General features: G+C 58.3%; 12 protein-coding genes. 4 read left to right on the plus strand and 8 right to left on the minus strand.

The window, feature by feature from the left end:
* Positions 1 to 60: 60 nt before the first annotated feature.
* A complete protein-coding gene (locus tag K6117_RS10005) occupies positions 61 to 462 on the minus strand; it encodes a glycine zipper 2TM domain-containing protein (protein ID WP_221794526.1) in 402 nt (133 codons plus the stop codon).
* A 91-nt stretch (positions 463 to 553) separates the two neighbouring features.
* A complete protein-coding gene (locus K6117_RS10010) occupies positions 554 to 829 on the minus strand; it encodes a hypothetical protein (RefSeq protein ID WP_246605011.1) in 276 nt (91 codons plus the stop codon).
* Between the two features lie 140 nt (positions 830 to 969).
* Between K6117_RS10010 and K6117_RS10015 the strand changes: the two genes are divergently transcribed.
* Positions 970 to 1,137 carry a hypothetical protein gene (locus K6117_RS10015; RefSeq protein ID WP_221794529.1) on the plus strand — a complete coding sequence of 56 codons (168 nt, stop codon included), beginning with the start codon at positions 970 to 972 and terminating at the stop codon, positions 1,135 to 1,137.
* 15 nt (positions 1,138 to 1,152) lie between these two features.
* On the opposite strand, the gene K6117_RS10020 is transcribed toward K6117_RS10015, so the two are convergent.
* Together K6117_RS10020 and K6117_RS10025 are read right to left on the minus strand one after the other, a co-directional pair.
* Positions 1,153 to 1,992: a glycosyltransferase gene (locus tag K6117_RS10020; RefSeq protein ID WP_221794531.1), complete on the minus strand. Its 840-nt coding sequence runs from the start codon at positions 1,990 to 1,992 to the stop codon at positions 1,153 to 1,155.
* Positions 1,982 to 3,355 (minus strand): O-antigen ligase family protein, encoded by a 1,374-nt coding sequence (locus K6117_RS10025; RefSeq protein ID WP_221794533.1) that lies wholly within the window; start codon positions 3,353 to 3,355, stop codon positions 1,982 to 1,984. The genes K6117_RS10020 and K6117_RS10025 overlap by 11 nt, the downstream gene beginning before the upstream one ends.
* 266 nt (positions 3,356 to 3,621) lie before the next feature.
* Here K6117_RS10025 and K6117_RS10030 point away from each other — a divergent pair, with 266 nt between their 5' ends.
* From K6117_RS10030 to K6117_RS10040, 3 genes are read left to right on the plus strand one after another with little or no spacing between them, the layout of a single operon-like run.
* Complete coding sequence (locus tag K6117_RS10030) at positions 3,622 to 4,716, plus strand: glycosyltransferase family 4 protein (protein WP_221794535.1); 1,095 nt, start codon at positions 3,622 to 3,624, stop codon at positions 4,714 to 4,716.
* A 2-nt stretch (positions 4,717 to 4,718) separates the two neighbouring features.
* Positions 4,719 to 5,831 carry a glycosyltransferase family 4 protein gene (locus K6117_RS10035; protein WP_221794537.1) on the plus strand — a complete coding sequence of 371 codons (1,113 nt, stop codon included), beginning with the start codon at positions 4,719 to 4,721 and terminating at the stop codon, positions 5,829 to 5,831.
* A 1-nt stretch (position 5,832) separates the two neighbouring features.
* Entirely contained in the window at positions 5,833 to 7,080 is a 1,248-nt protein-coding gene (locus K6117_RS10040) for a polysaccharide biosynthesis protein (protein ID WP_221794539.1), read from the plus strand.
* Here K6117_RS10040 and K6117_RS10045 read toward each other — a convergent pair.
* From K6117_RS10045 to K6117_RS10060, 4 genes are read right to left on the minus strand one after another with little or no spacing between them, the layout of a single operon-like run.
* Positions 7,070 to 8,440 carry a pectate lyase family protein gene (locus K6117_RS10045; RefSeq protein ID WP_221794543.1) on the minus strand — a complete coding sequence of 457 codons (1,371 nt, stop codon included), beginning with the start codon at positions 8,438 to 8,440 and terminating at the stop codon, positions 7,070 to 7,072. The genes K6117_RS10040 and K6117_RS10045 overlap by 11 nt on opposite strands.
* A complete protein-coding gene (locus K6117_RS10050) occupies positions 8,437 to 10,557 on the minus strand; it encodes a GumC family protein (protein WP_221794544.1) in 2,121 nt (706 codons plus the stop codon). The genes K6117_RS10045 and K6117_RS10050 overlap by 4 nt, the downstream gene beginning before the upstream one ends.
* 20 nt (positions 10,558 to 10,577) lie before the next feature.
* Positions 10,578 to 11,846: an outer membrane beta-barrel protein gene (locus K6117_RS10055; protein ID WP_221794546.1), complete on the minus strand. Its 1,269-nt coding sequence runs from the start codon at positions 11,844 to 11,846 to the stop codon at positions 10,578 to 10,580.
* 2 nt (positions 11,847 to 11,848) lie between these two features.
* A complete protein-coding gene (locus tag K6117_RS10060) occupies positions 11,849 to 12,448 on the minus strand; it encodes a polysaccharide biosynthesis/export family protein (protein ID WP_221794548.1) in 600 nt (199 codons plus the stop codon).
* Position 12,449 lies beyond the last annotated feature (1 nt).

The following is a 12,449-nucleotide window of genomic DNA, read 5'->3' on the forward strand; positions in this document are numbered from 1 at the left end:
GGGAATGCTTAGAATAGCGGACGCCGCATGATAGGACGTTCAATTTTGGCTGTGTCGGGCTTAACGGCAGCGCGCATCTTTGCGGTCAATTGCCCGACCGCCGATGGCGCCAATGCCCGCGCCCAAGATGGTGCCGAGCGTTTCCGACCCGCCGGGCGCGATGATATTGCCAAGTATGCCCCCGGCAATCGCCCCGATAATCAAGCCGGTGGTGCCATCCGAACGGCGGCAATAATAGCGACCATCCTGACCGCGATAGATGCGGTCCCGTTCGGCGAGCTGGCGTTCGCGATAACGCGGGGACTGGTGATAATAACGGCTGGCATCATAGCTGCCATAACGGGGGTCTGGCCGATTATAGTCATAGGCACGCCAGTCCCGCGCTGGTCGGTCGGTGTTGCTGTCCAGGCTGCACCCCATCAACATCGTGCCAGCCGTCAAAATGGCGAGGATCGTCCGCATGTCATGCCTCCTGATCTTGCAGGTCGGCCATCATAATGATCGGGCTTTGCAGCGGCATTCGTAATAATACGCGCAGCTTTGTTAAGCGCGATTATTCTTCCTTGTTGGACCATGTGCCGGTTGAATCGGCATAGGCCTCCAACTCGCGCCAATGGCGATCCCAGCCGGGGCCACGCTGATTTTCGGGAATTTCCATTTCGACCCACATCCGCGCCCGGCTGACCGGATTAATAGCCAGATTATTGGGGGACGATTGTAGGCGCAACGCGATGTCCTTGATGCCAAGGGGCGCAGCGCCAGTGGCTACGGAGTCGCCCTCCGTCTGATCGTTGGTCGCAAGCGGTTCTGGTGTTGTGGGTTCAGCCATGTCGTGTCTGATTAGGCGCGCGTCTGTCCCGGTTCAAGCCTGTCATCGCGATCGGGCAGATATGGGCCTTAGTCGTTCATTAGGAAAATAAGGTTAATATTATTTTATAAGAACGAGTTGACCATGACATGGAGCGATGAATGAGCATGTATCACCAGCAGCAGATCCCATGCGAGGGGGCCATCGCCATCATTGATCAGCAAATCGAGCGCTTCGAGGACAAGTGCCTGAGAACGGTGTCGCGCTGGTCGGGCTATCTGGCGTTCGCAGCCGTCTGGGCGGCGATCATCTGGTGGGTCGCCCAATAACGCATTTACCCATATTCATACCCCGCGCCCGATCAGGCGGAACAGCTTGCGTCGCATCATGCGTGCTTGATGGGGGATGGCCAGCAGCAGGGCGTAAGACAATAGCGCCTTGAAAAAACCGGCCCTGTTGCCGGAGGCCGCATGATGCACGATGCGGGCGGCGCAACTGTACATGATTTGATGCGTGCGCCGCGCCGTCGTAATATTGCCCGCGTGATAATGTCGTCGGACCAGCGGTTCTGGCACCATGGCGAACCGGCAATCAGCGCGAATGGCCGCAAGATAGAGCGCATAATCCTGCGCGTTGACGAAGGTCTCGTCATAGCCACCCAAGCGCAGGACTGTCTCGCGCCTGAAGGCAAGAGTGGAATGCACCAGCACATTGCGCCGCAATAGTGCCGCGCGAATGGCTGTATCCTCTGTCGGCGAGGTGATGAGATACGGCCTGTTCTCATTGCCGTCCCTGCGGCTGTCGCCGATGATGCCCTCTGCCCAGCTACAGACAAAATCGGCCCCGGTGCGCGCGAAACAGGCCATTTGCTGCGCGAACCGATGGGGATAGGATTGGTCGTCGTCATCGGCGCGAAAGATGATGTCCGCCTCTGTCGCATGGAGTGCGCGGTTCAGCGATGGCGTGATCCCGAAATTGCCGCGATTGAAGATAAAACGCAGCATCGGCCAATATTGGCGCAAATGCTCCTCTTCGTCGGGCATTGTCGCCCGATCGATCACGACGATCATTTCATTGGCGGGGTGCGATTGTCCGATCAAATCCGGCACGAAACGATCCCATCCCGGCTGTGCGCTGGTGGGCAGGATTACGGCAGTTAGGGGGGTAATGGGCTTATCCCTCATCAGCAGGATAGATGCGTTTGGGACTGAAGATCGCGCGGTGCGGCGCTGGCATCGCAAAAGCGCGTCGCCAAGGTTTTTCGGCGGGCAATATGCGGTTGGCGATCGGCTGCTCGGCATAGCGGGCGATGAAATAGCCGGATGTGATTGCCACGAATATCAACGCATCTCCGGATAATGGACCGGCATTGTGATAGAATATGTGCACCAGATACGGGATGAAATAGGAAAAAATACGAATGCTGTTCATCGCTCTGGGAATGATTAATGGAATGAATAAAATAGCTATCGCACCATATTTTGCCAATATATTCAGATAATAATTATGAATTGGCCAGATGCGGATGGAGTCGCTGCCGTTCGCATAAATGCTTTGTTCGGCATATTTTTGCCAATGCTGTGTGCTGTCAAAATCCAGCCCATAGCCAAAGGGATTGTCTCCTACCAGAAGGAGGCCGAAATTCCGCAGCACTTCGCGATGTTGGGAGGAACCATCCTCGGTTTGGGCCACGCGCAACCCGGCATCGGCCAATGTGTCGAGCATCGGTCCCGCGCCAAGGGCCGCCAGCATGGCCAGTGGGACAAGCACCAACAGGCCGCGCGCGGCATGCTGTGCGACATAAAGGGGGATGAATACCGCCAGCCCCAATAAGGGCGATCTGTTGCCGGTCGCTGCGCAAATGACGATCAGCATCGCGATCAGCCCGAAGATTGCAGGATCGAACAGACTTCCCCCTTTCGGCCTTGATACCAGACGCAAATAACAGGCGGCGGCAAAGGCGGTGCAGGCCTCATTGGCGAACACCACAGGGGAATAGGACAGGCCCAACGCGCGTTCCCGGCGCTGGATGATGTCAAGCACTGCCACAGGGTCCCCCGATATATGCCCGACCATCAACCGCGCCTGCCATGCGGCCTCGATTCCCAAAGATTGCGCAAGGGCGAAGATGGCCGAAATGGTGAAGGCGAGCATATAAGCCTTCAACAGGGGCCGAATGCCAAATTTCAGCGCAATCGCAAAAGTGGTGAGGATGATCAGCAATGTCTGGATGTGGATTTCGGCGAACTGGCCGAGTGCGGCCCGCATATCATCACCTGTGATGATGGTCGCGGCCAAGCCGAGAAAGGCGAAGGCGATCACGGTCGCGGATAGTTTGAACGTTTCTTTGAAGCTGCGGACCAGTATCGGCAGGTCGCCCAGCAATAACAATCCGGCAGACCCGATCAATGCAATGGATCGCAGCGGCAAAGGGCCGATGCTGAGCTTGATCGCGTTCAAGGAGAGTAGCAAGGACAGGCCATATAGCCACAGCACGGCCCTTGAAAATGTCCCGTGCCTGCGCCGACCTCGGATGACACGGGACATGATTTCACAAAACTCCGCCAATAATGTGCACGTCTGACGGACGCGAACGCGAACCGCAGGCGAGGGCGGTCGCGACATATTGGCAATGGATACGCTTACGCAACATAACAGCCTATATCTTGAATAATTTGTAAGAATAAACAACAATAATATATTATAATTTTGGTGATAAATTGTCAGGATGCTGTCAGATAATAGTGATATGTTTGATTTGATGTACTATTAAACGATGGTTTTTGGTGTAAATGCGTCTGAAATGTGCAGTAGTGGCGAATTCCATCTTTGTGGTTGGCGCACGCGGTATCCCGGATGTGGAGGGGGGCGCGGAAAAAAATGCCGAGCGCCTGTTTCCATTGCTCGTGCAGCGTGGCTGGGCGGTGACACTGGCAGGCATCAGGGATAATCTCCACGCCAGTCATTATCGCGGGGTCCGGCTGGTCGGTGTGCCGCGATCACGCCTGCTGCGCACGGACAAGCTGTTATATTATGTGGTGGCCGTGTGGATAATGTTCCGGCATCGGCCCGCGCTTGTGCATCTGCAGGGGCTGGGCGCGGCGATCATGCTATGGGCCTATAAGCTTGCCGGGGCCCGGACGGTGGTGCGCTATGGCTCGGCTGATTATCTCCTGCCCAAATGGGGATGGATCGGCAAATGCGGCTTTCGCCTCGCGGAGTTCCAGTTGCGTTTTGCGGATGCGGTGATCGCCGTGACGCCTGCGCTGGCGGATCGTTTGGCGCGCCGGGGCATCCGCCGAAATGTGCATGTCATTCCCAACGCGATTGATGCGCCGGAAGATTTCGATAATTTGGCCGATATCCAATTGCCGTCAAAGCCCTATGTCCTCGCGGTGGGGCGGATGACGGCGCAAAAAAATGTCGAACGGTTGGTGCAGGGGTTCAATCTCTTTGCCAAGGACCATCAAGACATCATGCTGGTGATCGCGGGCGGGGTGGACGACCCGGCCTATCTGGCGGGGCTGATGCCCTATCTCAATGATCGGATCATGTTGCCGGGGCGATTGCCGAGGTCGGCGCTTGGCGCATTATATCGTCATGCCAGCGTCTATGTGAACGCATCCATCCATGAAGGCTGTTCGAATGCGGTGATGGAGGCGATGAGCTGGCGCACGCCTGTCCTCATTAGCGATATCCCCGAAAATCGCGATTTCGGCCTGCATGACCATCATTATTTCGACCCATTATGCCCACAGGCGCTGGCCCAAGCTTTGGCGCAGGCACTATCGCGGCGGGATGATTTTATCGTCGATAATGCGCGGTTTTTACGCTGGCACGAGGTCGCGGATCGCACTTCGGCGATTTATGGCGCGCTTGGCCTTGTGCCAATGGGGACGGCCAATTGACGATGCGCGTCCTCACATTATTTTTATCCGCGGGCAAGTCCTTGCACTGGTGGCAGGCTTCAGGCCTGTTGTCGCGTGAGTTGTCGGTCTATCGCGAATATCTGCGGCTCTATATCTTCGATCGCATCCAGATCTTCACTTATGATACGCGAGATCATGAAATCTTGGCCGATCTGGCACGGGATGAACCACTGTTTCAGCGGATAGACCTGCTCGCGCCCCCTTATGGGCAAGCCAATCTCGGCTGGGCGCTGATTGGCCCTTGCCGATATTATCGACGGCTTGCACAGAGCCATGCGTTCAAGACCAATCAGATCAGTGGGTCTTGGGCGGCGATATGGGCAGCATTCCTCACCCGACGGCCTTTGATCTTGCGGATGGGCTATATTCTCTCACAGCGATTTGCACAGAATGGTCAGCCAGTACGGGCGATGCTGGCTCGGCTGATCGAGCGGCTGGGCATCAAGCGCGCGGCCTATGTCGTCGTGACATCGCAGGCGGCCTATCGAACCATGTTGCCATTGGTGGGGGCGCGTCGGTTGTGGCTGTTGCCGAGCTATGTCGATGTCACGCTGTTTCGCGCCAAACCGACCTATGATTTCGATGCGCCGGTCATCAGCATTGGCCGGATGGAGCCGCAAAAGAACCAGCAGGCATTGATCGACGCCTGTGCGATGACAGGGGTCGGGCTGGTGCTGCTGGGCAAGGGGTGGCTTGAGCCAACACTCAAGGCGCATGCATCGGCGATGAACAATCAAACCGTCTTTGCCGGGACACTGGATCATGCGGCGCTGCCCCAGATGCTGCATGCGCATAGCATCTTCTTGTTGCCCAGCCTGCATGAAGGGCTGCCAAAAGTCCTGATCGAGGCAATGGCGGTGGGGTTGATCTGCATCGGCACGGCTATTCCGGGGATCACCGACCTGATCGAAGATGGTGTGACCGGCTATTTGATCGACGGATTTGACGCGGCGGCCATTGCCGCAGGCATCGAGCGCGCCCGATCCGCACGGGACATAGAGATCGGTCGGCGTGCTCGGGCGCATGTGGTCGCGAAATTGGGTCTTGCCGCTTATGTGCAGCATGAATCCGCGTTGTTCGAATGTCTGAACTGACATGACGGCGCACAGGGGCGTGTCAGAGACGCGCTGGCGGGCATGGGCCGTGCGCGGGCCGTTTGCGATTGCGGCGGCGGCGCTGCAAGGCGGCATGAATTATGCCATCATCCTGTATCTGAGCTTTGCGCAGGATCTGGCGGCGACGGGCGCATATCGGACCGTTTTTTCTTATTATGGCCTGTTGTCGCTGGCGAGCATGTATGAAAGCAACAAGGTCTATATTCGCGATGTCGTGCGCGGCGATGTGGATGGCCTGACGGCGATTGTCGCCAATCGCCTGATTTTTTCGCTCGGCAGTTTTTTGGCCATTGTGCTGGCATGGGGGATAGGACGGGCATCGGGCCATTTTGCGGTGCCGGACATATTGCTGCCGATTGCGGCAATTTCTGTGTGCGTATATCCGTTCGACCTCTATCTCGCCCGATTGCAGGCCGAACGCCGCTTTGCCTATTTGTTCATGATCGAGAGCCTGAAATATGGCGGCGCATTGCTGTTGTTTTGCCTTTTGATCGCCATCGGTTGGTCGGTCGGGCTGGCGGTTGTCGCGCAATTGGGTTTGCTGGCGTTGTGCAATCTGTGGTTTTTCGCGCTGCACTGTGCGCGGGATGTGCAGTTCGGCGCGATGCTGGTCCGCCCGTTCGCGCTGTTGAACGCAACGGCGGCACGAGATGCGCGGACATATAGCATCGCCAATATGTTGCCGGCATCGCTTGAACATGTGGACAAATTATTGGTGGGGGCGGTGTTCGGGCTGCAATGGCTGGGCATTTATGCGCTGGCCTATTCAACCGGGCGCTTTGTGTACAATATCATCAAGCCTGCGCTGTATGTCTATTATCGCCATTTCGTCGATGCCATGCCGGGCTGGCGATTGTTGCGCCGGGTTGCCTTGGGGGCAACATATCTGGGGGCGTTGATGGCGGGCGTGTTCCTGTTGCTGGTGGCGCAATGGCCGGTCATGGTGCATTTCGCGATGGGACGATGGGTGACGGTGATCCTGTTTCTCGGCTATGGCCTTGGCATGTTGCATGCCCTGTATGCACAGGCATTTGCACTGAACCGCCAGTCGGTGGCGGGACATGCGTTCAAGGCGCATTTGCTGGCTACCACGGCCTCGCTGATATTGCTGGGCGGGGCGCTGGCCAGCCCGCCCGCTACGGCATTGGTGCTATTGGCGCTGCAATATCCGCTGCGCGACGGTCTGTCGGTGTTGTTGATGGCGTATTATCGCGGCATTAGGGTTTGAAGCCGTCGATCAGCCCGTTCAGATAGACTTCGATATGGGTGAAGCCGTCTTTGTTCTTTTCGCCCTGATCATCGGGCGATGCGGGGTTCAGACCATATCGGTGTTCGAACCAATCAGGCATGCCATCACGGTCGGTATCTGCGGGCGCTGGCGGCGATGCGTCCGGCACAGCGGATAGGACAGGCGGGCGATCAATGATGCGTCCGTTGTTGTCGATCACCTGCTGCACGATCTGGCGGTCGATGCGGTCGCGCCCGGATGCCGTCATCGCGCCTGCATGGGTCAGGACATAAGCCTTGACCGCACCGGACCGTAGCGGGGTGACATGCGCAGGGCTACCACCTTGCGTGACGATCAGGCCCGGCATTTGCAGCGCCTCGCCATGCGCCAACGCCCGCTGATCCTGTGGCGTTGAACGATGCGGCAGGCGGATATTGTCCTTAAGCGTGATCCGGCTGGCCGAAGTCATCGCATTGACGGCAATGGGTGGATCATTGCCGGTGGTCGAAGGGCCGCGCAACATCACATTGCCGATCATCATGACCCGTAAAGTCAAACTGCCCAAACTACCGCCGCCAACCGCCATGGCCGCACCCGACCGGCCATGATTGGCGATGAGATTGTTGACGATCTCCACCTCATGCCCGGCCCGGACTTCAGGATTGCGCTCTATATTATCGGCGAACAGATTTTTGATCACGGAAATCCGGCGGGCGTCCGCCTCATCGCCCTGCCAGTTCGCAATCAACAGGCCTTTGCTGTGTTCGCCCTTGGGGTGGCCATTGCGACTAAGGCCTTGGGCCACGATATTATGGGAAAAGCTTATATTTTCGACCTTGCCGTTGATCGAGACATTTTCATCAATGCCCCAACTGAAACTATTGTGATCGATCATGATGTTCGAAAGAACAAAATCGGTCGTGCCGATCATCAATCCGTCGCGCTCGCCAAAGGGCTGGCCGATGGGGCCATCGCCGGGACGAAAATGCAGCCCCCGGATGATGATGTCGCTGGCCTTGAGGCGGATGCGCGCACCTTTAAGGGTGATGCCCTCGCCCGGCGCGGATTGTCCGGCGATGGTCAATCGGCCGGATGTGACCAAAATCTGGCGGGTCAATGTGATCGTGCCGGCGACATCGAATATGACGATGCGCGGGCCGGTCTGTTGTTCCAGCGCCCAACGCAGCGATCCGGGGCCATCATCCTTGAGGCTGGTGACATGCAGCACCGTGCCGCCGCGCCCCCTGGCGGCAAATGCGCCATAGCCCTCGGCGTCAGGGAAGGCGGGGACGGGCGTTGACGCGGCCAAAGCCTTGCCCGCCCATGCCAGCATCAACGCAGGGAAATGCGCCTTATTCACACGTATCGGCCATCATCATCGGCGTAATGATGTGTATAATGCGGGCCGCCATAGCTGAACTTGCGGATCTGGGTCAGATCGACCTGCGTCAGGCACAGGCCCGCAATGGGCGCGCCTGTGCGCCCGATGATCGCGAGCGCGGCCTCGACGGTGCGCCTTGCGGTCTTGCGCCAGCGGCACAGGAACATCACGGAATCGACATGTTCTAGCAGGATACGGGTATCAAAGACGGGCAGGATCGGGGCTGTATCGATCAGGATCAGGTCGTAATGTTGCCGCAGGTTTTTGATCAGCGCGCCAAATTGCGGTGCGCTGAAGATATCGAGCCTGCCCGATGACAAAGGCGCGGCGGGCAACAGATCAAACCCGCCGGGCAGATCGCGGATCAGCGTGTCCTCAAGCGCGGCATCGCCATCGAGAATATCCACCAGCCCCTTTTTAGCCGCGCGCCCCAGCAAAATGTCCGTCGCATGCTGCCGCCGCAGATCGCCATCGATGATGATGGTCCGTCGCCCGGCATTTGCGGCCAATGCGGCCAGACAGACCGCGCTTGTCGTCTTGCCCTCGTTCGGAATGGCCGAGGTGAGCGCGATGACCTGATTGACGCCGGTCGCGAGCGGGCGGCTGATCGCGGCCAACAGGCTAATGTGCATTTTCGTGAAGGCGCACATAGGGCGCGTCAGCATCGTCACGACGATCACAGTGATGTCTGGATTGGCCCGTTTGGGAAATAGCCCGGCAGAGGCGATGGTGGGCAATATCGGCAACGCATCGACGTCCAGCGATTGTTCTACCTGATGCCCGGTGGAAAAATGCGATTCCAGCATCATGCCGAGTGCCGACACCAACACGCCCACCACCAGCCCGCCCAGCACCGCAATGATGACATTATAGACGAGATGGGGCGAATGAGGCGCCAATGGCGACGTGGCGGGGGATATAATCGCGGAATCGGGCCGTTCAGTCCCCAATTGTGTGGAGGTTTGTTGATAACGCGTCAGATAATTTTCATAGGTTGATCGTAGCGCACTGGCCTTGCGTTCAAGTTCGGCAAGCGTGGCATAGGCCTGACTATTGCGGTTCAACCCGGCGGCATTGGCGGTGGCGCTGGCTTCGATTGACTGGCGCATGCCGGTCGCCGCCGCCGCCTGCGCGCGTAAGTTGGCGAGCTCATTCTGCCGGGCGGCGATAATGGCCGAACGCGCGCGCACCGTTTCTGCCACCAAAGCCCGGTTGATTTCGTCCAGCTTCTCGCGGGTGGCGATGTAATTCGGATGGCGTTCGCCATAACGGCTCTGGGCGACGCCCATTTCCTGCATCGCGGCGGCCTGTTGCGCGTGCAATGGCGCGAGCGAGTTTTGGGCGTGGGCGGTGTCGGTCGCCACATTGTCTTGCGTTGCGGCGTGTAGCCGATCAATCGCGGCGCGTTCATCCGCCTGCGCGGTGGCGAGTTGCGCATTGAGTTGCGCCGCATTTTGTTCGGCCAAGGTCGTGCCGTTGACGCTCATCAGATTGTGGGATCGCCGGAATGTCTGGACCTCGGCCTCGGCAGCCCCCACTTCGCTCGCCATGCTGGCGACGCGGCGGCTCAACAGATCGCCTGCGAGGCTGGTCGCCGCGCGCTTGCGCTCCTGTTGCAGCGCGAGATAGGCAGCGGCCGCCTTGTTCGCCAATAACGCTGCATGCGATGGCGATTGCGCTCTCACCGCAATGTCGATCAAATAGGTCATGCCCACCCGCCTTATATCGAGCGCCTTGGCAAAGCGCTTGATCGTCGCATCGGTACTGGCTTCAGCGAATTCCGGGTCCTGCATCAATTGCGCATCACGGACGACGCGTTCAGCCACTGTGCCCGATTGCAAAAAATGGACTTCGGTATCGACCACACCTTGATCCCGTGCTTGCAGGCCGGACAATGCCTCTTGATTACCGGTCAGATTTTGCGTGCGCGGTTCGACAATCACGCGGGCCGTGGCCTCATATATTTTGGTCGCAGCCAGGCTGTAGGCGATCGCCACCGTCATAAAACCGATGACCGCCAAGATCACCAGCGGCGCGGCACGAAAGATAAATGCCTTGATGTCGTCGATATTCAACATGCGATCATTGATGTTCATGGGGCTGACGGCAGGATTATTCATAATTTTACTCTCACGCCGCCGCTCACCCGCAGCCGATTCAAATGATAAGGAGCTGGCAGCGCGTTGATCTGTTTTCGCTGCCAATCCACGCCAACCAGCCAATCGACATGGTCGGTCGCGCTATAATCGGCGCTGATCCCGGCGACGTGGCGCCGGACGGTCCGGCCGGGGGCTTGAAGCTTGAAGGATTCAGATGTGCCATAGACCCGCATCTTCAGATTGCGACGCAGATGATGGGCGATGTCGCCGCCCAAGCGCTGGCTGATGCTGCCGCCATTCTGGATGGCGCTGGTGTCGAGCAATTCCCGGCTGGCCTTGACGGACAACATGGTTCGTGGCGTGACCGAATATTCAAAGGCCGCGTTATAATATAGGCCTTTGGGGCTGGACAATGGTGCCAAATATCGCCGTTTTTGCCAGCCAGCCGCGACCTTCAATCGGGTAAGCGGGGTCGGCTGAAAACGCACGCCCGCATAGAAGGCATATTCCTTCGCATCCTGTGAGGGGATCACCGGCAATATGCGTTCGCGGCGTCGATACGCGCTGCCGAGATAGAATAAAGCGTCGGGCGATATGGCGTAACCGGCCTCGAAGATTGGGCCGTAATACAGGCTGCTGCGTTGTCGTTGCGCCAGCTCCGCCTGGGGTGGTTCAATGTGCCGATTGTCGTGGTAGTCGCGCCGCTCCAGCACAAAGCCGGGGCTGAACACAAACCGCCCCGGGCGATAGGAAAATCCAGCGCTGGCCTGATATTGATTGAAGATGATCGGGCGCAAATTGCCGATTGTCGTGAAGATTTCGGTGCGGTCCTCGGTAAATCGGCCGATTTGCGCGCGGAGGGCAATCGTTACATCCGGGCGGGGCGCGCTATAATAATTAAAACCGGTATTGATGGTTTCCACATTGTCCGATCTGCGCCTGTCATGCCGCGCCGCGCTGGCCCGCAGATAGGCCTTGATGCGGTAATTGGTGGATTTGGTGAGGATGTCGATGCTTGGTTCGATCAGCGCTGCATGGGCGCTTTGATCATGGCCATCAATCTGGGCATTGCCGTCTTGGCGCACCGATAATGAGACTATGGGGCGCACGATATAATTGCCGAAACGCAGGCCTGTCGCCTCGGTGCGAGGGTCGCTGGCCAGTTGGAAGGCGGGGGAGGGGTCTAATTCATCCTGCGCCGCATATAGGGCGTCCGGGCGCTCCTGCGCCGCAGCGGGCAGCGCCATAGCGGCCATCAAGATCAGCATCGGCCATAGACCGCGCATCGTCAAAATCGACGTTCCAGCATGCGCACCGTGTCGCCGGGGGCAAGCAACATCGCCTGATCGGATTTGACGAGGACTTCGGCCTTGCCATGCGCGCGCCGAATGGCAAAGACATCCATGCGGGCGCGATAGGTATAGCCGCCCGCCAGTGCCGCCGCCTTGCCCAATGTCATATCCGGCGCATAAGCAAAGGCGCCGGCGCGGTTGACCTCGCCCAGCACATAGATTTGCGGCACGCTGGACAATTGGATGGCAATGCGCGGATTCTGGTAAAACCCCTGCGCCAGCGCCGTTTCAATCGCGCTGCGCAATTGATCGAGGGTCAGGCCCGATGCCGCCACCGCCCCGACCAACGGCAGGGAGATCGCCCCATCGCTGCCAACTTCATATTCGCCGTTGAAGGCGGCATCTTCATACAGGCCGATCCGCACCTTGTCCCCGATGCCCAACAGATTGGCATTGGGGTGCAATTGTTCCAATTCGGCAACGGACAAGATGGGGCCATCGCCAAGCGATGCGCACGCCGCCGCCGACAGGGCGAATGTGCACGCAACCGTGCGCACAGCGACGTGGAGCAGGCGTTTCAGGTGTTGCGGTGTCACG

Source organism: Alteraquisediminimonas sediminicola (assembly GCF_019740335.1).
GTDB lineage: Bacteria > Pseudomonadota > Alphaproteobacteria > Sphingomonadales > Sphingomonadaceae > Alteraquisediminimonas > Alteraquisediminimonas sediminicola.